Raw genomic sequence first — 22,968 nt, 5'->3', positions numbered from 1 at the left:
TCTTCCTCTTCCGGGTGCGAGAATCCGTGCCAGCCGTATGCGGCGAAACGATGTCTCGCCGGCTACTGGATGGAGTCGATCGCGGTGGTCGACGAGCCGAAGTCGCCGAGGGTGCGGAACGACAGGTTAAAGCCGATGCTCTGCGTCACTTCCCTGGTGTTCAGGTCGCGCGACTGCGAGTACGTCATCAGATAGGTGAAGCAGGAATCGTTGTAGGCGAAGCCGACCCCATCCTTGACCAGCAGGCTTTGCTGCAGATCATAGGTTCCTGTCCCGAACACGCGCCAGTTTTCGGCAAGATGCGTGGACGCACCGAGCGTCACCTCATGCCGATCGGTCGTGAAACCGTAGAGCGGCTGGGCCTGGATGAAAGCGTACTTGGCGCTGAGCGACACCGGCAGGCCTGAATAGGCTGCCTTTACCTCGGTGCGGCGAACCTCGAAAGTCTGTTCGTCGAAGCGGCCGCTGACGGAAGCCGCGAACCCGTTCGGGCTGCTGATGCCAAACAGGCCAACATAGTCGGACTTGGTGTCCTGAAGGCCCGAATAGGCGCCGACATTGACCAGATCCGGCGCGGCGAAGGAGTTCTCGCCGCCGATCTGGTAGGATTGGCCGAAAATGGCATTGGTGCCCCAGCCGTTGATATAGGAGCCGGAGTAGCGGAAGCCGACATTGGCGCGCGAGCCGCCTTCGATGCGGTCATAACCGGAGAATTTGTCGCGTTCGAACAGGGTGGTCGCGTCGAACACCATGCTCTGGGCGTCTTCATTCGGAATGGCGAGGCCGCCGACATATTGTTCGTTCGGACGCAGGAACAGCTGCGCCATCGGCTCGACGACGTGGCTGGAGCCGCTGGTCATGGAAAACAGCAGTGGCCAACGCATCTCGAGCCCGGCGGTTGCCATGTAGCGGGCGAACGACGAACGCATATCGTCGTTGGCATTTATCAGCGGATTGGCCGCCATCTGGTTGACCGCGGCGAGCGAACCCGATGACGCATTGAGATAGTTGACGTCGCCCTGCAGCGCCAGCAGCGGTGTCAGCACCAGCCCGTCGTCGGTCACGAAAGTCCGCTTCCATTCGGCCGCGGTGGTGAGGCGGCCGGATTCGCCTTCGATACCACGCACACGCTGCACGGGCGTGCCGGCGTTGTAAGGAACGTTGAAAGTCTGGTCGAGCTCATCGCGGTGGAGGACCCGCGTGTTGACGTTGAGCGACAGCTGGCCGCCGGCCACCGGCGCGTCGGGGATATAGGCGTAGTCGAGCGACGGCAGCACCCAGGGCTGCTGGTTGCTGCGCGCGGCAATATTGCTGTTGAGTGTATTTTCCTGCACATCGAAGTGCATGGCGCGAACATCGAAGTAGTTGCGGCCATTGAGCCCGGTCAGGTAGACCGTCGACCGATGGATGCTGCCATTGTACTTGTCGATGTTGTAGGTGCTCGAGAAGTTCTTGTCGGTCTGCAGCAGCACGTCCCAGCCGAAATTCCAGCGTTCGTTGATGGCAAACTGCCCTTGCGTGCCCATCATACCGCGGAGTTTGTTGGGATCACCCGCCGTGCCCGAATCGACGTTGCGCCCGGCGCGGTCGATGAAGGCGTCCGGATCGCGCTGCTGAATTCCGGCGATCTTCAAACTGTATTCGCCATTGTTGAAGCGCTGCCGCCACTCGGCCTCGCCGAGGAAACCCTGCTTGGTATAGCCGCTTCCCGACACCGTCAGGTCATATGTCGGCGAAAGCGCGAAATAATAGGGAACCTTGACGCTGTATCCCAGATGGCTGTTGTAGCTGATGCCCGGGATCAGGAAGCCGCTCTTGCGCTTCACCGTCGGGTCGGCGATCTCGAAAGCTGGCAGGTAGGCGAGCGGAAAGCCGAAGAATTCGAAATTCGCATTCTCGAAGCGAACCGTCTTCTTCTCGCCATTCCAAATGATCTTCCTGGCTTTCACGCGCCAAGTCGGAGCCTTGTCTGGCTTGTCTTCGCACGGTTCGCAGGCGGTATAGACGCCATTGTGGAAGGTGGTCAGCACGCCGCCCATGCGCTCGGCGCTTTCAGCGGCGAAATAGGCCTTGTCGATGGTTTCGACGCGCAGCGCGTTGACGAAACCGTCGGCGAAGTCGTCGGTGATGTCGATATGCTGCGAATTGATCTTGGTGCCGTCGCTGTTGACGATTTCAACATTGCCGGTGGCAACCATCCGCTTGGTGTTGCGGTCGTATATGACCTTCTGGGCGACGAGGCGGTTGCCGCCATAGTCGATCTGCACACCACCGACGGCGGTCACCGTCTGGTTGTCGTTGTTGTAGACCAGCGTGTCGGCCGCCAGCAGCATCTGCGAGCCGGACGGAACATTGGTCGCCATCTTGCCGACTTCCTGCGCGAACGCAGGCAACGGCACGGCGCAGGCAAGCAGGCACGCCAAGGCGCTCGCCGCATAAAGGCGCGCCAAATGGGCCTGCCTGCTGCTGGGCAAAAACGCCTCCCTCACTAGCCGTCTTCCTTGTATAGCAGGAAAGTCACCCCGAAGAACATAGCTACCACGACTGGCACCGAGGCGGCTATGGCAGTCGGCACGAACCCCGCCACGCCGAATGCCTTCACCAGCACCGAAACGACATAAAGCAGAAACCCCGCAACGACGCCACCCAGAATCATCGTTGCCGATTGTCCCATCCTCGCAAATCGCATTGAAACTGTTGCCGCAATCAGCGTCATGGCGACGAGGAGGAACGGCAACGCCACCAGCGAATCAAACTGCATGGCAAACGCATTTGCCTTGAGGCCGAAGGAACGGGCAACCTCGATTTTTCCGGGCAGGTCGTAGAACGGAATGGTCTCCGGGCGCGCCAGCCGCTCCTGCACGAATTCAGGCTTCAGATTGGTCGGCACACGATCGCTTGCCGCCGGCTGGATGGTGCCGTTCCTGAAGGTCTTCACATCCTGCAATTCCCAATAGCCGTCCCGCAGGTAAGCGCGCGCGGCGTCCTTGCGCTCGACGATGTTGCCTTGCTGGTCGAGGACGAAAAAGACGGCGTCGGCCATCTCCAGGCCCTGGTTGAGGATGGCCCGCGCCCCGATGATGGTGTCGCCGGTGCTGGTTTTTTGACGAATCCAGGGCGCGGCGTCGGCCGAAACCGTATTTGATTTGCCGGAGCGCAACTGGGTTTCGATCTGTTCGGACAAGGAGAAAGCATGCGCAGCGAGTGGGTTGATGAGCCCGACCGACACAAGGCCGAACAGCAACGCGCCGATGCAGCATGGTAGAAGGAATTGCCAGGCGGAAACGCCGGCGGACCGCGCGATGACCAGCTCGTAGCGGCGGTTGAGCGAGACCAGTGTCGCCATCGCCGAGAACAGGCCGACAAACGGCACGGTCTGCAGCATGATCATCGGCATGCGAAGGCCTGAAATGGCCACCGCCGTTCCGTAGGTGAAGCCGGGCAGGCCGGTGGTGCGGCCGGACAACTCGGTGAAATCGATCAGGAACACCAGTGCCAGCAGGCCCAGGAAGAACCAGATCGTGATCGTCACGTAGCGGAAGAAGAAATAACGACCCAGCGTCCAGCCCATCAGCCGATTCCCTGACCTGAGGTGCCGCGCCTGGACCAGCGCAGTTTGAGGGCGTTCCAGCCGTCACCGACGCGGCTGGCCAGATTTGTCATCCAGTCCGCCCAGGCCACCGGCAGTTCCATGGTCCGGTTGGAGACGATGAACCAGATCGCCACCGCGGAGGCCACTATGGGCACGCCATAGACCATGTAGGCATATTCCGGCACTTCATCGGCCTTGCTCGCGGCAAAGAAACCCAGCCAGCGCACGAAGAGGGATATGGTGATGGCCGTGATCAAAGGATTGACGCGTGCCTCGCGATGCGAGCGCGCGTCCCCGGCGACCGCCAGCGCGATCAGCGCGAACACCATGGAATACAGCCATTCCGAAAATCGTTGGTCGATCTCGGCCCGGTATTGCTGAGGGGTCTGCTGGAAATTCTTGTCGTTGGGACTTGGATTGAGCAGATACTGGGTGGTCTGGTCCTTCGGCATCAGCGTCACTTCGGAAGCCGCCGCCATGAAGGCCGACATGTCGAAAGCATAGGAGGTGAACCGGATGACGCTGAGGTCGCCGGTCAGTGTTTTGCGGTGGATGACGCCGTCATTCATCATCAGCACCTTTTCGCCGCCCCGTTCGACGACGCTGCCGGTCTTGGCGTAATAGACGAGATTGACGCCTTCCTCGCGCGAATCGGCGACGAAGATGCCGCCCAGTCGATTGTCCGGAAGCCGCTCGCCAATCTGCAGGAACAGCCCGTCCTCGATCTTGCGGAATGTGCCCTCCTGGATGATCAGCGACAGCAGATCGGCGCGCGATTGCGCCACCAAAGCGCGGTTCTTCTGCCGTGCGTAAGGGTCGATGCCGTTGTCGATCGCAAAGGAAAACACGCTCGCCGCGAGGGCCAGAAGCATGATTGGCCGCACGATCGTCCAGCGCGATGCGCCGGCGGCGTTGACGACGGCGAGTTCGGAATCCGAATTCATGACACTGAGTGTCTGTGCGACCGCCACCACCAGCGCGAAAGGCACGACGATCGGGATGATCGAGGGAAGAATGAGCGCGGCGACCTCGAAGAAGGTCAGCGACGACTGGCCGCTGTCGGTAACCAGGTCGATCTTGGCCAGCACCTGCGTGGTCCACACGATGGCCAGCGTCCAGACCAGCGCTGCCAGAAAGACCACGAAAGTGCGGCGCATGATGTAGCGTTCAACGACCTTCATGAAGGCTTTACTCGATTTTCTCGAACGGCATCATGCCACCACGCTAAGGGTAGCTGCACGGCGACGCCCGCACAACTGGCTCCGATGGGCTCGATCAGGCAGGCGATCCGGTTCCCGTCCCACGTCGCGTGCCGCAATGGATCGGAGTGTCGGAGGGAATGGATAAGAAAGGACGAACATCGATGGTTAACAACAGGTTGCGGCATGAAGCGGGGCCGTGCCGCGACGAATCGCCATCGATTCCAACTGTCATATGGGTAGCCATTTTGGCAAAGTCTTGCCAAATGCCGGAAAACGACCAAATGTCGCGGATCGCTTCAAACGCTTCGCGCGCCATCCCCGAAAGCAGGACATGATGAACCCGAGACCATCGATAGCCTTTGCAAAATTCGCCGCGCCGCAGACGGCCGCGAACAGGAAGGGCACGGTCTTCGTGCTGTCGGCGGATGATGGCGGCCTGAGCGATGCGGCCAGGACTTACGATCCCGGCAAGACGCTGGAACGGGCCTTCCCGGTGGCCGAATTCACCGGCAAGTTCGCCGGCGTCGTCGAGATACTGGCGCCGGAAGGAGCGTCGCTCGACAGGTTGGTCGCGATCGGCGCGGGCAAGGCAGCGGGGATCGATGAATATGCCTGGCTGAAACTTGGCGGCACCATTGCGGCCTCGCTGCGCAAGGCAACGGACGTCGCCGTGGTGCTCGACCTGGTCGGCGCTTCGATTGGTGGCAAGGACGCCGCCAACCTAGCGGCGGGCATTCTCCTGCGCAGCTATTCCTTCGACAAATACAAGACCAGCAGGGACAAGGATGACGCAAAGGCCGATCCGAAGAAGCCGGTCAAGATAACCATCCACACCGCCGACCCGGCAGGCGCCAAGAAGGCCTTCGCCGATGCCGAGGCGGTGATCGACGGCGTGCTTCTGGCGCGCGACCTTGTCAACGAACCGGCAAATATACTGGGACCGGTCGAGTTCGCGGCCCGCGCCAAGGAACTCGAGACGCTCGGCGTCAAGGTCGAGATCCTGGCCGAGAAGGAGATGAAGAAGCTCGGCATGGGCTCGCTGCTCGGTGTCGCGCAAGGCTCGCCCCGCGGCGCACGCATGGCCGTCATGCAGTGGAGCGGCGGCAAACCCAAGGACAGTCCGATCGCCTTCGTCGGCAAGGGCGTCACTTTCGACACCGGCGGCAATTCGATCAAGCCGGCTTCGGGCATGGAGGATATGAAGGGCGATATGGGTGGCGCTGCCGCCGTGACCGGCCTCATGCATGCGCTGGCCGCGCGCAAGGCGAAGGCCAATGTCGTCGGCATTATCGGCCTGGTCGAAAACGCCGTCGATGGCCATGCCCAGCGTCCCGGCGACATCGTCACCTCGATGTCGGGCCAGACCATCGAGGTGCTCAACACAGATGCCGAGGGGCGTCTCGTGCTGGCCGACGCGCTGTGGTACTGCAACGACCGCTTCCAGCCGAAATTCATGGTCAATCTGGCGACGCTGACCGGCGCCATCATGGTCGCGCTCGGCTTGCACCATGCCGGCCTGTTCTCCAACAATGACGAATTGGCGCAGAGACTTGCGGCGGCAGGGCAGGCAACGCAGGAGCGGCTGTGGCGCATGCCGCTCGGCGCCGAATACGACAAGCTGATCGATTCCAAGAACGCCGACATGAAGAACATTGGCGGCCGCTATGGCGGCGCCATCATCGCAGCGCAATTCCTGCAGCGTTTCGTCAAGGACACGCCCTGGGCGCATCTCGACATTGCCGGCACCGCCATGGGCTCGCCGTCGAACGAGATCAACCAGTCCTGGGGCTCAGGCTTCGGTGTGCGGCTGCTCGACCGGCTGGTGCGCGACCACTACGAGAGCTGACCCGGATCCATGGCCGACGTGCTGTTCTACCATCTGACCGAATCGACCCTGGAGGAGGCGTTGCCAGGCCTGCTCGAGCGCAGCGTCGATCGTGGCTGGCGCGCCGTGGTGCAGACCGGCACCGAGGAACGGCGCGACGCGCTCGACCAGCATCTGTGGACCTTCCGCGATGATTCTTTCCTGGCGCACGCGACCGATCGCGAGGCTTATCCCGACGAGCAGCCTATCCTGTTGACCACCGGTGACGGCAATCCCAACGAGGCCAAGATAAGGTTCCTGGTCGACGGCGCCGTGCCGCCCGACCTTGGCGGATATGAGCGTGCCGTGTTCCTGTTCGATGGCCATGACGCCGGCCAGGTCGAGGCGGCGAGGGGGCATTGGAAGACGATGAAGGACGCGGGTCATGCCGTGACCTACTGGCAGCAGACATCGGACCGCCGCTGGGAGCGCAAGGCTTGATGCCATGCACCGAGCAAAGGCCCAAGCGCGCCGCATAATCCGGTATCAATGCGACGCGCTTTCTGCGATCTGACGCTGCGCTCGTGCCTTGATTGGTCCCTCATTCGCATGGCGGCACATCGGCACAACCGGTCTGGGGACACTGCAAAACGGTCGCTTGATCTTTTGCCGATTGGGCATGGATCGACCTGGAAGCGGTCGACCGCTTCCAGGTCGAAATAGCCTACTGTCCGCCCATTTCCTTCTTGAATGTGTCGAAATCGACCTGCATGCCGTTGAAGATTGTGCTCCAATGGCGGGTCAGCGCGGCCATTGCCACGGCTTCCTGGATCTCCTCGTCGCTAGCGCCGGCGCGCTTGGCGTCCTGCGTATCCGACCAGATGCAATAGTTGCATGGAATCTGCGCCGCCACTGCAAGCGAGATCAGTGACTTGACCTTTGGCGGCAGTGCCGTCTTGTCGCTGAGCTCGATGGCCTTGACCTCGGCCCAGGCGCCGGGCAGACCGGCCTTCGGAAACTGCTTCACAAAACTCGGTACGCCGCCCATGGTCGACTGGATATCCTTGAGGGTAGCATCATAGTCGTCGGCATAGGCAGGTGCCGCGACAAGGGCCAGCGCACAGCCGGCGGCGGCGATCAGGCAGCCGTGGTGTATCGACGAAAGCACGGATGAAAGAATGCGATAGTTGGACATGACATTCTCCTCTGGTCATTGTTAGCCTTACGATGTAAGGTGATGCGGAAAATGAACCTTACAGTGTAAGTTGTCAAGCGGCGCGATGGACACGTCAATCAAAAAAAAGCGAGTACGCGGGCGCCTGTCGCTCGAAATGATCGAGGACGCGGCCTTCGAGGTGATCGAGAAGGAGGGACTCGCCGGCTTTTCGATGCGCAAGCTGGCGGCGGCACTCGGCTGCGAGGCGATGAGCATCTACCACCATTTTCCTTCGGTGGCGCATTTGCACGAAGCGCTGGTCGACCGGCTGGTCGGTGCTCTTGAAATGCCCGACGCCGGCCTTCCGTGGCGGCAAAGAATGCGCATCGCCATCGAGGATTTTCGCCGTATCGGCCGCGACCATCCCGCCTATGCCACTTTCTTTGTCACCTACCGGATGAACTCGCCGATCTGCCTTGCCTATCTGAACGGCATTCTGAGCCTGTTCAGGGATGGCGGCTTCGACACCGAACTCAGCGCGCGGCTGTTTCGCGCCGTCGGCTATTATCTGATGGGCGCGGTGCTGGATGAGAATGCGGGCTATGCCAAAGGTCCGTCGGCGGTGAACACGGTCAGCGACGAGCAACTGGCCCGGGATTTTCCCAACGTCATGGCCGCCGGCCGCTTTTTCGGTACCGCCGAATTCGACAAGACATTCGAGATTGGCCTCGACATGCTGCTGGACGAGATGGAACGCCTGCGCGACGGTGCCGGCGCTGGCCAGTTGTCCGGCAAGGTGTGAATACGAGGTGAGTGTCTGAATGCGCTTTCTGTTTGTCCTGATCCTGCTCGCCGGTACCGGCATCAGCCTCATCTATCCCTGGGCGATGACTAATTTTTCCGGCCGCGAGATCGGTGCCTGGCGGGTCTATGAGCAAGGCCGCTTCAAACCGTTGACCGTGCCGCTCTCGGGTCGCGACGCGCCGGTGCGGGTGCTGGTCGACCTGACCGCGAGAGCCGAACGCATCGTTTCGCAGCAGCGCACGGTGTTGACGCTGACCGCCGCCACCAATGGCCGCACGGTGCTTGCCTCGACGTTGCAGTTCAATCATGTCGACAATCCGCGCCAGGCCAGCCCGCAGCTGCCCGACAAGATCTTTCGCGACGACGCAGGCGTCATCGCGAGCGTCAATTCCGGTTCATACCTTTTCACCGTCGGTCCGGGCGACGCCGAGGACATACCGATGCGGGGCGTCGATCTCATCCTGCGCTCCGGTGCCGGCGAAACCGACCGGCGTGCGCGGCCGGTCGGTTTCGTGCTGATGGCGGTCGGCCTGATCGGCTTCCTGCTGTCCCTGCGTTCCGGCGGCGGCCGGCCGGGCAATCCGAACTCGCAACCACCGCCGCCGCGTTGGGGCAGGGGTTGACGGATGTCGCCCAAAAGTATGCAGCGGTTTTGGGGTAACGACATGCGTAACGGCAACAGATCATGAACTACCGCCACGCCTACCACGCCGGAAATTTCGCCGATGTCGTCAAGCACGTCGTGCTGACGCTTCTGCTTGAATATCTCAAGCAGAAGGACAAGGCATTTCGCGTCGTCGACACCCATGCCGGCATTGGCCGCTACGATCTGTCCTCGGTCGAGGCACAGAAGACCGGCGAGTGGCTGGGCGGCATCGGCAGGCTGATCGACGCCTCGTTCGATACCAGGGCGGGCGCGCTGCTGGCGCCCTACCTGGACGCGGTGCGGTCGCTCAATCCCGGGGACGGCGTGAAGAAATATCCCGGCTCGCCGCTGCTCGCACGCCATCTCCTGCGCAAGCAGGACCGGTTGTCGGCGATCGAACTGCACCCGAAAGACGCTGCCAGGCTGAAGGCGGAATTCGCCGGCGACTTCCAGGTGCGGGTGATGGAACTCGATGGCTGGCTGGCGCTCGGAGCGCATTTGCCGCCGAAGGAGAAGCGCGGCCTTGTGCTCATCGATCCGCCCTTCGAGGAGGAGGGCGAGTTCGGCCGCCTCGTGGAAGGGCTCATAAGGGCACACAGGCGCTGGCCTGGCGGCATCTATGCGCTGTGGTATCCGATCAAGGACCGCAAGGCGGTGATTGCCTTCAGGAAGGCGCTGAAGCAATCCGGCATCCCGAAAATCCTCGACATAGAATTCGAGATCAGGCCGGCCTCTTTGGAACCCAGCCTCGATGGCAGCGGCATGGTGGTGGTCAACCCGCCCTTCACGCTGGAAGGCGAATTGCGAACCGTGCTGCCGGCCCTGCACAAATTGCTTGCCGTGGAAAAGCCGGCGCACTGGTCGCTGGAATGGCTGGCTGGAGAGTAGGCGGCTTTGGCTTTCGACCTCGTCGGGCGGCGCGGCTATGTTTTCGAGGAGGCGTCCGCGAGCGTCGATGGCGTGACGCCGGACAATCGCCTGCTCTCGCGTATCAGATGAGCCTGATCCGAATAGCCGGCTTCGACCGCCAGCACTGCGGTTGAAGCATCGCCGGACATTTGCCTCAGGCGCCGGTAGCGATGAAAGCGCAGGATGCGGTCGAGCGTCTTGGGGCCATAGCCGAAACTTTCCTCGAAACGGCGACGCAGCGTCCGCTCGCTCATATGCAAGGTGCGTAGCAGGAACGGCACCAGCGGCCTGTCGGCCGGCAGTCCCTGGTCGACAACGTCGAAGGCAAAGCCCATGGCCGCATCGGGTGCACGGTGGTCTTGCGTGTATGCGCCGATTGCCTTCTCCATTTGTCCCACCATGCCGGCGAGATCGGGCATGGCGCGGACACTGCCTGCCAGATAGCGCGCCCGCACACCCCAGAGGTCACTGAGGTCGAGGCGTTCTCCCACGATCTGGTTGGCCGGCACGCCCAGCCAACCGGCGGCCGCCCCCGGCCGGAATCTGAAGCCGACAATCGTCGCCGCTGACGGCAGTATCTCGATCTGCGGCTCCCGGTCGGGTCCCGCGATCCGGAATCTGCCGTCGATCCACTGCAGGTCGATCGTCGCATCCGGCGTTATCACGACCGGCGGAGCGTCACGGTCCCGCATGCGGTGGACCCAGACGGACGCGAAAGCGGCACCCAGCCGCCTGTCTGCGGGGCGTTCCTGGAAAGAGCCGGTGGTCTGCGCCAGTACCGCTTCCATCCCTTCAGCCTTCGTCAGCCTGCTCGGCCCTGGGCCTTCTCGTCGGCTCGTCGTTCTGGTCCACGGTGGCAGCCATTTTGGCCGAAATCTTCAATGCGGGCCGCTCCCGCCATGGCAAACCAGCCTTTCGGTGCCATTCGCAACCACTTCGGCGCCAAGGTCACCGATACCGTGCAAGTCCAGAATATAGAAAGGAGAAACCAAAATGAAAGCTCGCATCAGTGTCGTCACGCTTGGTGTCGATAATCTGGAGGCGTCGCTCGAATTCTACCGAAACGGACTGGGGTTTCCGAGCGAAGGCATCATCGGCAAGGAGTTCGAGCACGGCGCCGTCGCTTTCTTCGATTTGCAGAACGGCTTGAAGTTCGCGATCTTCGAGCGCTCCAACGTCGCCCATGACGCCGGCGTCGCCCAAACCGGCCGCAGCCCGACCGAATTCACCATCGGTCACAATGTCACGAGCAAGGCCGAGGTCGATGCCGTGATGGCGCAGGCCCTCAGCGCCGGCGCGCGCCCTGTCAAGCCCGCCCAGGACACGTTCTGGGGTGGCTATGCCGGCTATTTCCAGGATCCGGACGGCCATCTCTGGGAAGTCGTCTTCAACCCTGCCTTTCTTCCCGAGGACTGAACCCTGGCAGGCATCTGGCAGGAGGTTGGCATGTTCGCTCAAACGGTTCAGGCGCTGGGCGCGCTTCTGATCGGCGGCGTGTTTGTATGGGCCGGCGTCGAACATTTCGTGAAGTTCAGGGCAATGGCCGAGTATCTGGCCGCCCGGCAATTTCCGGCTCCGGCCTTCCTGCTCGCCGCGGGTTCGGCGCTGGAGATCGTCGCCGGCTCCTTGCTTGCCATGGGCATTGCGGTGCCTTTCGCCGCCGGCGCGCTGGTCGTGTTTACGCTGGCGGCGAACATGGTCCTGCTGCGGTTCTGGGCCTGTGAGGGCCTGGAACGGCAGGCGTCGCGATCCGCCTTTCTGGTCAATTTCGCCGTGATTGGCGGATTGCTGCTTGCGGCAACCGTCTAGTCTTGTTCTGGAAACCATTGTTTCGGCAACCGCTTGACCGCCGCCGAGCGAATCCGCACAGTACGCGCAATCGACCTTGAGAGGCTGCCATGACTCGCTTCGCCAAATCCGCACTTGCCGCCCTGATTTCGCTCTGTACCCCGCTTGCCGCGCCTCTCGGTATCACCCAGGCGGCGCAGGCGGCCGACCTTGCCGTCTATTCCGACGACGATGGCGGCGTCTGCGGCCAGCCCTGGGTGCTGAGCAAGATCACCAGCCGCTTCTCCTACCAGGTGCATCACGTGCCGCACCTGCCGGATGTGCAGATCACCGATTTCCGGCGCATCCACCAGCATCGCTATCTGCCGGCCAATGACACCTGGCCGATCGGCCGCCGCTATTGCGGCGCCACCGTCAGTCTCTCCGACGGGCGCGACCGGACCATCTGGTACCTGATCGAGGAAGGCCAGGGCTTTGCCTCGATCGGCGACAATGTCGAATTCTGTGTCTCGGGCTTCGACCGCTGGATGGTCTATAACGGCCGCTGCCGCGTCCTGCGCTAGACGCAGCCTCCATTCCCGATTGCTTTGGCGCCTGTGGCTCGATCGGCCGCAGGCGTTTTGTCGTGTTGACAGAAGGCGCGATCCACCGCAGCCTTCTTCGTGTTCGCCGCCAGCCCTGGTCCCGACAACATGACCATCGTCGCCCGCACGATCTCCAGCGGCGCCACGTCTGGCATCGCCTATGGCGCCGGCACGGTGGTCGGCATCCTTATCTTCCTGATGCTCGCAGCCTTCGGCCTGTCGATCATCGCCGCCAAGATGGCAATCGTCATGACGGTGCTTCTCTACGGCGGAGCGGCCTATCTGATCTGGATGGGCATCAAGCTGCCCGTCGTGCCGGAACTGCAGCCCGTTTCAGGAGACGCGGGCTGCTGACGATCTTCGCCACGGGTGTCGCGCTCAATCTAGGCAGTCCGAAAATGCCGCTGTTCTACGTGGCACTGTTGCCCAACGTCGTCGGGGTCTCGCTCACACCAGCGTGGTGATCGGCGGGCATGTTCTCCTCGCCGGCCGTGCCCGCGGTCTGTTGCGCACGCCCAGCATCGTGCGCCGGGTCAACCGCGCGGCAGGCGGCGTCATGATCGGCGCCGGCGTTGCCGTTGTCGCCACGCGCTAAACCAATTCCAGGAAAAGTGTGAAACGGTTTTCCCGGGAAAAGCGCATGGCGCTTTCCCTTGGGAATTGCGTCAAACGCAAAGTGTTGGAAATCGCTCGGTCGCAGCGCTTATTTCCTGCGTTGCGTCGCTTCGGCCTGATCGATGATCTTGCGGAGAAAAGCAATGTGGCCGCGAAAGGCCCGCCGCCCAATCGTCGTTGCCTTGACCCGGGTCTGCGGCCGTCGCCCGACGAAAAGCTTTTCGACATCGACATAGCCTGCTCTGGCCAGCGTATCGATGTGTGCTCCGAGATTTCCGTCGGTCGTTTCGATCATGGCCTTCAACTGAGTGAACTCCAGCGCCTCGCGCCTTTCCAACGTGTTCAGGATGGCCATGATCCTGAGCCGTATGCTCTGATGGATGATGTCGTCGGCGCTCACCGACAGGCTCTACTGCGGCAAAGCCCTGGACCGCAACGTGGCCCGGCGATTGCGGGCAGCGGTCCTGTCTGTTGCCTTTGTGTGATCGAAATCAAATCGCCAGCTCCCGACTTTATGCAGAATACTCTGCCTTGCAGAGTTGTCTGTCAATCAGCCGCTGCGATCGAATTGCGCTTGACAAGGTGATCTTCGGATCGGTCGTCGCGTTGCGCTTGTGATCAGCATGGATCGCTGGCTCGTAGAAGATGATCGCTTCGATGAGGTGGCAGGAAGTGATATTCGCGGACGAAGATCATGCGTGAAACCGCTCGCTAATCTTCGCGGCTTCACTGCCGCTTCGCATCGAGAATGCCGGTGTGAAATTGCTGGCGATATAAGAAGATCAGCAGCGGATTTTTGCGATGATGAGTGCGATCGCGTGTCGATCTCAACCAAAACTTAAGCTGAGAAAATCATACCATTGCTTCGCTGGCTAGCGAGCCGCGAGTCAGATATGCATTGCGCGCCGGGGTCATTCACGGCCAACGGCATAACGTGAAGGGGCATGACATGGCTAAGCAGTCATCTAAAGCGCCGGCATCCAAGGCACCGGCAAAGAAAGCACCCGCAAAAGCAGTCGCGGCGAAGGCCGCAACAGCAGTGAAGAAAGCAGCGCCTGCGAAGGCGGCGGCCAAGCCTGCGGCAAAGGCAGCACCGGCCAAGAAGCCGGTGGCGGCCAAGGCTGCGGCAAAGCCGGCAGTGAAGAAGGCGGCGCCCGCCAAGGCAGCGGCAAAGCCCGCGGCGAAGGCAGCACCGGCAAAGAAGCCGGCGGCTAAGGCAGCGGCGAAGCCCGTGGCCAAGCCCGCGGCCAAGAAAGCAGCGCCCGCCAAGGCTGCGGCAAGACCCGCCGCGAAGGCAGCTGCAAAGCCGGCCATGAAAGCAGCAGCGGCCGCGACAAAGCCTGCGGTAAAGAAAGCCGCCGCGCCGAAGGCCAAGGCAGCGCCTGCGAAGGCGAAGGCGAAGGCTCCGGCCAAGAAGTAGATGGATCGTTGGGGCGTCGCGTATCCCTTCGGGGTTCGCAAGGACGCTCTGACGCTCTGGATCGAAGCTGTCCGGCAGCGGGTTCAGCCTTGAGGGCTGAACATCGGGATGGGATCGAGGGGCAAGCAAAGCGAGGCGCCGGTTGGCTGCCTCGCTCGCTCCTTGGATTGTCTCCTTGCCGCGGTCGGCGAAGGCCCGGGTGCGATGCCTCGGGTTCGTGAGATGCGAATGCAGGTTGAATCCCGTCAACCTGCCGCCATTGCTCGTGTTTCCAGCGTACCAGTCCGTAGGCTTGTCCGGGGATGTCTCGAGCGGAAACCGCCACCGGTTTCTGGCCGCTGTTTTTTCGCGCTCTGGCGGTTGATCGCAAGCGCCTGTCCAGTCAACACTGGACGCTGCAAACAGGAAACCGATCATGCCGAAGCTGCTTTACGCGTCCGCCTCTCCTTACAGCTCCAAGGTAAGGATGGCCGCGGCCTATGCCGGGATCGCGATCGATCTGGTGCCGGTCAAGACCGAGGACAAGCCGGCCGAACTGATCGGCGCCAATCCGCTTGGCAAGATCCCGGTGCTGGTGCTCGATGATGGCCGTTCCATTCACGACAGCCGCGCCATCACCCAGCACCTCAACCGGATTTCGAAGAACGCGTTGTTTCCGCGCAATCCCGACAAGCGGCTGGAGGCGGAAGTGCTGGAGGCACTGGCCGACGGCATCTGCGATTGCGCGCTGTCGATGGTCTATGAACGCCGCAGCCGGCCCGAAGAGATGGTCTATCAGCCCTGGCTCGACCGGCAGTGGGCGAAGATCGCCGCCGCGCTCGATCTGCTCAATGCCAACCCGCCGAAACTGCCGAAGAAGATCACGGCCGGCCAGATGGCGTTGCGCGCTTGCCTCGGCTATCTCTCGCTGCGTTTCGCCGGCAAGTGGGAAAAAGGCCGTGGCCGGCTAACTCGCTGGGCAGCGCGTTTCGACGAAAAATTTCCGGAGCTGAAGGCGGCGGTTCCGGCCTGAGCACCGGCAATAAAAAAGCCGGGCGCGAGGCCCGGCTTTTTCGTGTCGTGGCTTGAACGACTTAGAACTTCATACCGAGACCGAAGGTGACGCGGTTGTCGGTCGCCTTGACTTTGCCGATACCATCGAAGCTCTTGCTGCCGAAGTCCGTGTAGCGGTACTCGACACGGCCGAAGACGTTGTCGGTCAGCTTGATGTCGGTGCCGACGCCGGCGGTCCAGCCGATCATAGTGGCGGTGTCGCTGGCAGGAATGACCGAGTCTTCCACCTTCAGGCTTCTGCCGGCGAGACCGCCGGTGCCATAGAGCAGGATTTCCGGGGTCACGGCGTAGCCAAGACGGGCACGCAGCGAGCCTTCGAAGCCGCCCTTCGAGTTGATGCCGTTGTCGTCACCCTTGACGCCGTTGTAGCCGAGTTCGGCTTCACCGCCGTACACGAAGTTCTCCTGCTGCCACTGATAGCCGCCGAAGACGCTACCGACGAAACCCTTGGTATCGGTCGAAACGTCGAAATCCTTCTCCTTGGTACGGCCGCTGAAGCCGTAGCCAACGTTAAGGCCGACATAGGGACCGGCCCAGGATGCGACAGGCAGTTCGGCAACCGGCGCGGGTGCCGGGGGCTCTTCCTGGACGACGTCTGCGGCATAGGCAGTACCACCGAGGGCGAAGAGCCCGAGCGCAACGGCCAGCGGCCGTGCGAATTTGAGATTGGCTTGCATTGTTCTTTACTCCTTAAGCCACAGGACACAGGCTTGTTTCTCACGATCGCCATCAACCCGTCCGGGGGGTGAAACGGATCTGGCGTTCGTCGGTTCCAAATGTCGTGTCAAAATGAGGCTGAAGCGAACCTGAACTTGGGTCATTACCCGGCGCGAATGAGGCGGAACCTTGACGTTGCATCTTCGCAACAGCGAAATGTCAGCAGCCATTTCATGCTGCGCTGCACACCGCTTGGTGCAAGGAGTCCAGCGTCCTATATTGCGTTCCGGCGCTTCCGGCTCCAAGACGAGTCGGCATGCCGAACCGGGCGTTTCGCCACAATGCTGCCCCAAGTGTGAATGCCGTTTAACGCATGCCGGGCCATATTTCGTCGGCGTCGTGTTTTCGGGCCGAAATTGAGGATTGACAGCAGATGAGCAAAGCCATTGCCGCGGCCCTGGTGACCGGCGGGGCGAAACGGGTCGGCAAGGCAATTGTCGAAGACCTCGCCGGCCATGGCTTTGCCGTCGCCATCCACGCCAATCGCTCGCACGACGAGGCGGATGCCTTGGCCGCGGGGATCAATCGGTCTGGCGGCCGCGCCACCGTGGTTGGGGCGGATCTGACCGACATGAGCGCCGTCAGCGGCCTCGTCGGCCAGGCGCAGGCCGCGCTGGGTCCAATCTCGCTGCTGGTCAACAATGCGTCGCTTTTCGTCGACGATTCCGTTGAGGATTTCGATTGGCAGGCCTGGGACCGCCACTTTGCCATCCACGTGAAAACGCCGGCGCTGTTGGCGCAGAATTTCGCTCGCGCCTTGCCTGAAGGGCGCGAGGGGCTGATCGTCAACATCATCGATCAGCGCGTCTGGCGGCCGACGCCACACTACTTCTCCTACGCGTTGTCGAAGTCGGCTTTGTGGACCCAGACGCAGATGCTGGCGCAGGCGCTCGGCCCGCGCATTCGTGTCAACGCGATCGGGCCTGGCCCGACACTGAAGAATGTCCGCCAGGACGATGCCGATTTTGACGCACAGCTCGCTGGCCTGATCCTGAAGCGCGGCCCGGAATTGCCGGAATTCGGCGCCACCATCCGCTATCTCTGGGATGCGTGCTCGGTCACCGGCCAGATGATCGCGCTCGATGGCGGCCAGCATCTTGCATGGCAGACGCCCGATGTGACAGGCATGACGGAATGAATCCTTTGGATCACAAAAACAAGGCGCGTGGCGGCGCCGATGACCTGCCTCCCGAAATCGACCTCGAGGACGAGGCGCTCGAGGAGATTGTCGAGCCGACAGGCCCGGATGTCGCTTTCACCGCCATCGACTGGACGCCGCATGCCGGCGATGCCGAAGGCATGGTCGGCGCCGAGGTGATCCAGACCTTGGTCAAACGGCTGCCCAACGCACCCGGCGTCTACCGCATGATGAACGCCGCGGGCGACGTGCTCTATGTCGGCAAGGCGCGCAGCCTGAAGAAGCGCGTCACCAACTACGCGCAAGGCCGGTTCCACACCAACCGCATCGGCCGCATGGTGCGCGAGACGTCGACGATGGAATTCGTCGTCACCCGCACCGAGATCGAGGCGCTGCTGCTCGAAGCCAATCTTATCAAGCGCTTGCGGCCGCGATTCAACGTGCTGATGCGCGACGACAAGTCGTTTCCCTATATCCTTTTGACCGGCGACCATGTCTCGCCCGGCATCTACAAGCATCGTGGCGCGCGCTCACGAAAAGGCGACTATTTCGGCCCGTTTGCTTCGGCCGGCGCCGTCGGCCGCACCATCAATTCGCTGCAGCGCGCCTTCCTGCTGCGCAGCTGCACCAACTCGTTCTATGAGAACCGCACCCGGCCGTGCCTGCTCTATCAGATCAAGCGCTGCGCCGGCCCCTGCACCGGCGAAATCTCGCATGAGGATTATGCCGAGCTGGTCGCCGAGGCGAAGGATTTTTTGTCCGGCCGCAGCCAGAAGGTGAAGACCGAGATTTCGGCCGCCATGCAGCAGGCATCTGAAGACCTCGATTTCGAACGTGCCGCCATCTATCGCGACCGGCTGGCCGCCCTGTCGCATGTGCAGAGCCATCAGGGCATCAACCCGGCGACCGTCGATGAGGCGGATGTCTTCGCCATCCATCAGGAAGGCGGGCAGGTCTGCATCCAGGTCTTCTTCTTCCGCACCGGCCAGAACTGGGGCAACCGCGCCTATTTCCCGAAGGCCGATCCTGCGCTGGAAGGATCGGAAGTATTGGGCTCGTTCCTGGCGCAGTTCTACGACGACAAGCCGACGCCGCGCGCCATCCTTCTGTCGCAGGGCGTCGAGGACCAGGAATTGCTGGCCGAGGCGCTCTCGACCCGCGCCGGCCGCAAGGTTGCGATCTCTGTGCCGCAGCGCGGCGAGAAGAAGGACCTGACCGACAATGCCCTGCAGAATGCGCGGGAGGCGTTGGGCCGCAGGCTGGCCGAAACCTCGACGCAAGGACGGTTGCTTGCCGGTTTTGCCGAGACCTTCGGCCTGGCCAAGCCGCCGGTGCGCATCGAGGTGTACGACAACTCGCACATCATGGGCACCAATGCCGTCGGCGCCATGGTTGTCGCCGGACCGGAAGGGTTTGTGAAAAACCAGTACCGGAAATTCAACATCCGCTCGACCGAGATCACCCCGGGTGACGATTTCGGCATGATGCGCGAGGTGATGGAGCGGCGTTTCTCGCGGCTGCTCAAGGAACATGGCGATGTCGCGCCCGACGACGCAGCCTCAGCGGAAGCGGGCGATGATGTCGAAGACGACATCTCCGGCAGCTTCCCGGCCTGGCCTGACGTCATCCTGATAGACGGCGGCCAGGGCCAGATGACGGCGGTGCGCAAGATTCTCGCCGATCTCGGCATCGAGGACCGCGTCGTGGCCATCGGCATCGCCAAGGGCCAGGACCGCGATGCCGGCCGCGAACGTTTTTTCGTCAAGGGCAGGGATTCCTTTTCGCTGCCGGTGCGCGACCCCGTGCTCTATTTCGTCCAGCGGCTGCGCGACGAGGTCCATCGCTTCGCCATCGGCTCGCACCGGGCGCGGCGCAAGAAGGAGATGGTCAAAAGCCCGCTCGACGAGATCGCCGGCATCGGCCCCGGCCGCAAGCGCGCGCTGCTGCTCGCATTTGGCACCGCCAAGGCGGTCAGCCGTGCCGCGATCGAGGATCTGAGGAAAGTCGACGGTATTTCCGAACAGGTCGCCAAACTGGTCTACAATCATTTTCACGAAAGTTGAAAATTCGGCACTTTCAGCTGGCCAGTCGAATCTGGCCTGTTGACCCCCTACATTGGCTTCTGATTTGAGTACGCAGGCAGAAAGAGTCCACCAGATATGGCCCAGCGCGCGTTCAACCTGCCCAACATGCTGACCTACGCCCGCATCATCGCGGTGCCGCTGGTGGTGCTGTGCTTTTTTCTCGAAGGTCATCTGAAATCGAGCGACTTCGCCCGCTGGTCGGCGCTGGTCATTTTCCTGCTGGCGTCCGTCACCGATTATTTCGACGGCTATTTTGCGCGCGCCTGGCAGCAGACCTCCAATATCGGCAAGATGCTCGACCCGATCGCCGACAAGCTGCTGGTCGCGACCTGCCTTTTGCTGCTTGCCGCCGACACCGATCGCCATGCCGGCATTGCCGGCTGGTCGCTGTGGGCCGCCATCATCATCCTGTGCCGCGAGATCCTGGTTTCTGGCCTGCGCGAATATCTGGCGGCGCTCAAGGTCTCGGTGCCGGTGACGCAGCTTGCCAAGTGGAAGACCACCATCCAGATGGTCGCTATCGCCTTCCTGCTGGCGGGACCGGCCGGTGACAAGGTCTTCCCGCTGACGACGCAGACCGGCCTTGTGCTGCTGTGGATCGCGGCACTCGTCACGCTCTACACCGGCTACGACTATTTCCGCGCCGGCCTCAAGCACATCATGGACGAGTGAAATGACGACCCGCCTCATCTATTTTGCCTGGGTGCGCGAACGGATCGGCATGCCTGAAGAGGATGTCGAATTGCCCGCCGGCATCGAGACGGTCGCCGACCTCTTGCGCTGGCTGCAATCGCGCGGCGAGGGCTACGAACACGCACTGCGATATCCCGACGTGATCCGCGTTGCCATCAACCAGGAACATGTCGACCACCGCGAAAAGATATCGGGCGCGCGCGAGATCGCGCTGTTCCCGCCGATGACCGGGGGCTGACACCGTGTCGGCCGTCCTGGTGCCGACCGTGCGCATCCAGCGCGAGGATTTCGACGTCGCCGCCGAGATCGCCGGACTGACGGAGGGCCGCACCGACATTGGCGCGGTGGTTTCTTTCTCCGGGCTCTGCCGCGATGAGCAGGGCGCGCTCACGGCACTGGAGCTCGAACATTATTCTGGCATGGCGGAGGCCGAGATCGGCCGTATCGCCGCCGAGGCGGTTGAGCGCTGGCCGCTGCAGGGCCTCACCGTCATCCACCGCCATGGCAAGATTCGTCCGGGCGAGAATATCGTGCTGGTGGTGGCCGCCTCTGCCCATCGCCAGGCCGCGTTCGAAGCGGCGGACTTTCTCATGGATTACCTCAAATCGCGCGCGCCCTTCTGGAAGAAGGAGCATCGCGCCGATGGTTCGGAAGGTGGCTGGGTCGAGGCCAAGGAAACCGACGCCCAGGCGGCAAAGCGCTGGAAGTCATCGTCCGAATAAATCCCGTCGCAGCCATGTATTGACCGCAATCCTTTGGCCAATTGCGTGAGGTTGATCAGCCCCGGGGATTGGCAGTCCGGGCAAGGGAGGTGGTCATGCTGGACAGGCTCGCGGAGTTCTTCGTCTTCGGTTTCGTGCCTCTGGTCGTCGGCATCCTGGCGGTGCCGGAATTGTCCATGGCCGCTGAAAACGCGGTGAGGGGCGAGGTGATCTATCGCGAGCGCATCGCCCTGCCGCCCAGCGCCGTGCTTTTCGTCCAGCTTGCGGATGTTTCAGTAGCCGATGCACCGGCCAGGATCATCGGCGAGCAGACTATCAAGCCGGCCGGCCAGGTGCCGATCAGCTTCGAGATCAAATTCGATCCGTCGGTGATCCGGTCGCAGATGAGCTATGCGCTGCAGGCGCGGATCACCGTTGACGGCAAGTTGATGTTCATTTCCGATGTGCGCCATCAACTGGACCCGCTGACCGACGCGCCGCAGACCATCATGCTGAAAATGGTGGCGTCAGGCACCGAGCCGGTGGCTTCCATCTTTGGCCAGCTCTGGGTGGTCGATTATGTCGATGGCATTGGCGCCATCACCGCGCCGCAGGCGACGTTCAGGATCAGCGAGGCCGGCAAAGCTGGCGGCAGCGGCCCCTGCAACACCTATTTCGCCACCGCGAAAGTCGATGGCCAGGCGATCGCCATCAGCGACGTCGGCTCGACTTACAAGGCCTGCGCGCCGGAGGTGATGGCCGAGGAAAAGGCCCTGTTCGATGCGTTGGCCAAGGCGGCGTCATACAAGGTCGACGCCGGGAAGCTCGCCATATCGGACAAGGAGGGCCACGAAATCCTGCGCTTCAGCGCCGCGAGCTGATCGCCAATGAAAGATCTGATCGCCAATGAAAAATGCCGGCGAAGCGCCGGCCTTTTCCAAATCAGACTTGATGATATCGGCTCAGCCGACGATCTCGGTGTCTGAGAACCAGTACTTGATCTCCTGCGCGGCGGTTTCCGGCGCGTCGGAGCCGTGCACCGAATTTTCGCCGATCGATAGCGCGTGCACCTTGCGGATGGTGCCTTCGTCAGCGTTGGCCGGGTTGGTGGCGCCCATCACTTCGCGGTTCCTGGCAATGGCGTTCTCGCCTTCCAGCACCTGGACGATCGTCGGAGCCGACGACATGAACTCGACCAGTTCGCCGAAGAACGGACGGTCCTTGTGGACGGCGTAGAAACCTTCCGCCTCACGGCGGCTCATCCAGACGCGGCGCGAAGCGATGACGCGCAGGCCGGCATCTTCGAGCATCTTGGTGATGGCGCCGGTGAGGTTACGCCGGGTTGCGTCCGGCTTGATCATGGAAAAGGTGCGTTCGAGCGCCATTGGTCGTCCTTGTCTGAGAATGGAATTGAGAGTGGCGGGCTCTATACAGGCCGCCCTGCCCATTGCCAAGGGGTGAGGACCGACAGGGGTAAGGAGCGGTCCCCGAAGCGGACGGAAAGCCAATTGCCTGGCGTTCCGAGCGATGAACGATGAAAGCCCTGTCGGCCTTTGGGCGGATTGAAAGGTCCAGTGCACCTTTCAAAGGGTTCGAACGCCGAAGGGCAGGGACCGCGAGCGAAGGACCGGAGCAGTGGGCGCGCTTCCATGTCAGGCCGGCAAGCCGCCAGGCGAGATCAGACGGCTGCACAGCAACGCTTTGCTTGCTATAGTCACGCGTCGGCGCCGCGCTGAAGTCGGCCCGAATGGAGACAACATGACCATGGCAGACGATCGTCAGGACCGCATTCGCAACCGCGCACATCAGATCTGGCAGGAAGAGGGGCAACCGGCCGGTCTCCACGAACGCCATTGGCACCAGGCGGCCGCCGACATCGATCGGGAGGATGCGGGCAAGCCGCCGGCAGCCAAGAAGGCATCTGGCGCCGGCAAGGCCAAAGCCGCTCCCAAGGAAGAAAAAACCGCCGTGAAAGCCAGCAAGCCGAAGACCGGCAAGCCAAAGAAGGCGGCCAAGTAGGTCCGCTATCCCGCCGCTGATTTTCGCCACGGATTGACGGGCG

At 62.2% G+C, this 22,968-nt stretch carries 25 protein-coding genes and 1 pseudogene; 17 read left to right on the top strand and 9 right to left on the bottom strand.

Features of this window, described 5'->3' with window-relative positions:
- Window positions 1-62 precede the first annotated feature (62 nt).
- From FJ546_RS08450 to lptF, 3 genes are read right to left on the bottom strand one after another with little or no spacing between them, the layout of a single operon-like run.
- On the bottom strand, window positions 63-2,489 hold the full coding sequence (locus FJ546_RS08450) for an LPS-assembly protein LptD (RefSeq protein WP_181167860.1): 2,427 nt from the start codon (window positions 2,487-2,489) through the stop codon (window positions 63-65).
- Window positions 2,489-3,574 (bottom strand): LPS export ABC transporter permease LptG, encoded by a 1,086-nt coding sequence (lptG, locus tag FJ546_RS08445; RefSeq protein ID WP_181167871.1) that lies wholly within the window; start codon window positions 3,572-3,574, stop codon window positions 2,489-2,491. The genes FJ546_RS08450 and lptG overlap by 1 nt, the downstream gene beginning before the upstream one ends.
- The gene (gene lptF, locus FJ546_RS08440; RefSeq protein WP_140888895.1) at window positions 3,571-4,773 is read right to left on the bottom strand and encodes an LPS export ABC transporter permease LptF; all 1,203 of its coding nucleotides are present in this window, start codon (window positions 4,771-4,773) and stop codon (window positions 3,571-3,573) included. The genes lptG and lptF overlap by 4 nt, the downstream gene beginning before the upstream one ends.
- Window positions 4,774-5,128: 355 nt before the next feature.
- Between lptF and FJ546_RS08435 the strand changes: the two genes are divergently transcribed.
- The gene (locus FJ546_RS08435; protein WP_140888894.1) at window positions 5,129-6,640 is read left to right on the top strand and encodes a leucyl aminopeptidase; all 1,512 of its coding nucleotides are present in this window, start codon (window positions 5,129-5,131) and stop codon (window positions 6,638-6,640) included.
- Window positions 6,641-6,649: 9 nt separating this feature from the next.
- Window positions 6,650-7,099: a DNA polymerase III subunit chi gene (locus FJ546_RS08430; protein WP_140888893.1), complete on the top strand. Its 450-nt coding sequence runs from the start codon at window positions 6,650-6,652 to the stop codon at window positions 7,097-7,099.
- A 223-nt stretch (window positions 7,100-7,322) separates the two neighbouring features.
- Here FJ546_RS08430 and FJ546_RS08425 read toward each other — a convergent pair whose 3' ends face one another.
- Window positions 7,323-7,793: a carboxymuconolactone decarboxylase family protein gene (locus FJ546_RS08425; RefSeq protein WP_140888892.1), complete on the bottom strand. Its 471-nt coding sequence runs from the start codon at window positions 7,791-7,793 to the stop codon at window positions 7,323-7,325.
- 85 nt (window positions 7,794-7,878) lie between these two features.
- Here FJ546_RS08425 and FJ546_RS08420 point away from each other — a divergent pair, with 85 nt between their 5' ends.
- The 3 genes from FJ546_RS08420 (at window position 7,879) to FJ546_RS08410 (ending at window position 10,092) form a co-directional block, all read left to right on the top strand.
- Window positions 7,879-8,556 carry a TetR/AcrR family transcriptional regulator gene (locus FJ546_RS08420; protein WP_140888891.1) on the top strand — a complete coding sequence of 226 codons (678 nt, stop codon included), beginning with the start codon at window positions 7,879-7,881 and terminating at the stop codon, window positions 8,554-8,556.
- A 19-nt stretch (window positions 8,557-8,575) separates the two neighbouring features.
- On the top strand, window positions 8,576-9,181 hold the full coding sequence (locus FJ546_RS08415; protein WP_140888890.1) for a hypothetical protein: 606 nt from the start codon (window positions 8,576-8,578) through the stop codon (window positions 9,179-9,181).
- 62 nt (window positions 9,182-9,243) lie between these two features.
- Window positions 9,244-10,092, top strand: coding sequence for a 23S rRNA (adenine(2030)-N(6))-methyltransferase RlmJ (locus FJ546_RS08410; protein ID WP_140888889.1), 849 nt, complete (start codon window positions 9,244-9,246; stop codon window positions 10,090-10,092).
- A 35-nt stretch (window positions 10,093-10,127) separates the two neighbouring features.
- Here FJ546_RS08410 and FJ546_RS08405 read toward each other — a convergent pair whose 3' ends face one another.
- Window positions 10,128-10,901: an AraC family transcriptional regulator gene (locus tag FJ546_RS08405; RefSeq protein WP_140888888.1), complete on the bottom strand. Its 774-nt coding sequence runs from the start codon at window positions 10,899-10,901 to the stop codon at window positions 10,128-10,130.
- 205 nt (window positions 10,902-11,106) lie between these two features.
- Between FJ546_RS08405 and FJ546_RS08400 the strand changes: the two genes are divergently transcribed.
- The 4 genes and pseudogenes from FJ546_RS08400 to FJ546_RS08385 all read left to right on the top strand — a co-directional run bounded on the left by FJ546_RS08400 (window position 11,107) and on the right by FJ546_RS08385 (window position 13,080).
- Window positions 11,107-11,529 carry a VOC family protein gene (locus FJ546_RS08400; RefSeq protein ID WP_140888887.1) on the top strand — a complete coding sequence of 141 codons (423 nt, stop codon included), beginning with the start codon at window positions 11,107-11,109 and terminating at the stop codon, window positions 11,527-11,529.
- A 30-nt stretch (window positions 11,530-11,559) separates the two neighbouring features.
- On the top strand, window positions 11,560-11,922 hold the full coding sequence (locus FJ546_RS08395; protein ID WP_140888886.1) for a DoxX family protein: 363 nt from the start codon (window positions 11,560-11,562) through the stop codon (window positions 11,920-11,922).
- Between the two features lie 89 nt (window positions 11,923-12,011).
- A complete protein-coding gene (locus FJ546_RS08390; protein ID WP_140888885.1) occupies window positions 12,012-12,464 on the top strand; it encodes a hypothetical protein in 453 nt (150 codons plus the stop codon).
- Window positions 12,465-12,563: 99 nt separating this feature from the next.
- Window positions 12,564-13,080: pseudogene (locus FJ546_RS08385) on the top strand (LysE family translocator).
- A gap of 108 nt (window positions 13,081-13,188) precedes the next feature.
- On the opposite strand, the gene FJ546_RS08380 reads toward FJ546_RS08385, so the two are convergent.
- Together FJ546_RS08380 and FJ546_RS31145 are read right to left on the bottom strand one after the other, a co-directional pair.
- Complete coding sequence (locus tag FJ546_RS08380; protein WP_081296144.1) at window positions 13,189-13,500, bottom strand: transcriptional regulator; 312 nt, start codon at window positions 13,498-13,500, stop codon at window positions 13,189-13,191.
- Window positions 13,501-14,015: 515 nt separating this feature from the next.
- Entirely contained in the window at window positions 14,016-14,561 is a 546-nt protein-coding gene (locus FJ546_RS31145; protein ID WP_181167859.1) for a hypothetical protein, read from the bottom strand.
- A 374-nt stretch (window positions 14,562-14,935) separates the two neighbouring features.
- Here FJ546_RS31145 and FJ546_RS08370 point away from each other — a divergent pair, with 374 nt between their 5' ends.
- Entirely contained in the window at window positions 14,936-15,532 is a 597-nt protein-coding gene (locus FJ546_RS08370; RefSeq protein ID WP_140888883.1) for a glutathione S-transferase, read from the top strand.
- A 61-nt stretch (window positions 15,533-15,593) separates the two neighbouring features.
- Here the strand turns inward: FJ546_RS08370 and FJ546_RS08365 are convergent, their stop codons facing one another.
- Window positions 15,594-16,250, bottom strand: coding sequence for an outer membrane protein (locus tag FJ546_RS08365; protein WP_095770654.1), 657 nt, complete (start codon window positions 16,248-16,250; stop codon window positions 15,594-15,596).
- Window positions 16,251-16,663: 413 nt separating this feature from the next.
- On the opposite strand from FJ546_RS08365, the gene FJ546_RS08360 reads away from it, so the two are divergent.
- The 6 genes from FJ546_RS08360 to FJ546_RS08335 all read left to right on the top strand — a co-directional run bounded on the left by FJ546_RS08360 (window position 16,664) and on the right by FJ546_RS08335 (window position 21,787).
- Window positions 16,664-17,428, top strand: a complete 765-nt coding sequence (locus FJ546_RS08360; protein WP_140888882.1) for an SDR family oxidoreductase — start codon at window positions 16,664-16,666, stop codon at window positions 17,426-17,428.
- A complete protein-coding gene (gene uvrC, locus FJ546_RS08355; protein WP_140888881.1) occupies window positions 17,425-19,491 on the top strand; it encodes an excinuclease ABC subunit UvrC in 2,067 nt (688 codons plus the stop codon). Before FJ546_RS08360 ends, uvrC begins: the two co-directional genes overlap by 4 nt.
- A 96-nt stretch (window positions 19,492-19,587) precedes the next feature.
- On the top strand, window positions 19,588-20,184 hold the full coding sequence (pgsA, locus tag FJ546_RS08350) for a CDP-diacylglycerol--glycerol-3-phosphate 3-phosphatidyltransferase (protein ID WP_140888880.1): 597 nt from the start codon (window positions 19,588-19,590) through the stop codon (window positions 20,182-20,184).
- Between the two features lies 1 nt (window position 20,185).
- Window positions 20,186-20,443 carry a molybdopterin converting factor subunit 1 gene (gene moaD, locus FJ546_RS08345; protein ID WP_140888879.1) on the top strand — a complete coding sequence of 86 codons (258 nt, stop codon included), beginning with the start codon at window positions 20,186-20,188 and terminating at the stop codon, window positions 20,441-20,443.
- Between the two features lie 4 nt (window positions 20,444-20,447).
- On the top strand, window positions 20,448-20,927 hold the full coding sequence (locus FJ546_RS08340) for a molybdenum cofactor biosynthesis protein MoaE (RefSeq protein WP_140888878.1): 480 nt from the start codon (window positions 20,448-20,450) through the stop codon (window positions 20,925-20,927).
- A 95-nt stretch (window positions 20,928-21,022) separates the two neighbouring features.
- Window positions 21,023-21,787 carry a YbaY family lipoprotein gene (locus tag FJ546_RS08335; RefSeq protein WP_140888877.1) on the top strand — a complete coding sequence of 255 codons (765 nt, stop codon included), beginning with the start codon at window positions 21,023-21,025 and terminating at the stop codon, window positions 21,785-21,787.
- A gap of 81 nt (window positions 21,788-21,868) precedes the next feature.
- Here FJ546_RS08335 and ndk read toward each other — a convergent pair whose 3' ends face one another.
- On the bottom strand, window positions 21,869-22,291 hold the full coding sequence (gene ndk / locus FJ546_RS08330; protein WP_095770647.1) for a nucleoside-diphosphate kinase: 423 nt from the start codon (window positions 22,289-22,291) through the stop codon (window positions 21,869-21,871).
- 373 nt (window positions 22,292-22,664) lie between these two features.
- On the opposite strand from ndk, the gene FJ546_RS08325 reads away from it, so the two are divergent.
- A complete protein-coding gene (locus FJ546_RS08325) occupies window positions 22,665-22,925 on the top strand; it encodes a DUF2934 domain-containing protein (RefSeq protein WP_140888876.1) in 261 nt (86 codons plus the stop codon).
- Window positions 22,926-22,968 lie beyond the last annotated feature (43 nt).

Source organism: Mesorhizobium sp. B2-4-19 (genome assembly GCF_006441315.1).
Lineage (GTDB): Bacteria > Pseudomonadota > Alphaproteobacteria > Rhizobiales > Rhizobiaceae > Mesorhizobium.
This window is presented reverse-complemented; position numbering and strand designations above follow the sequence as displayed.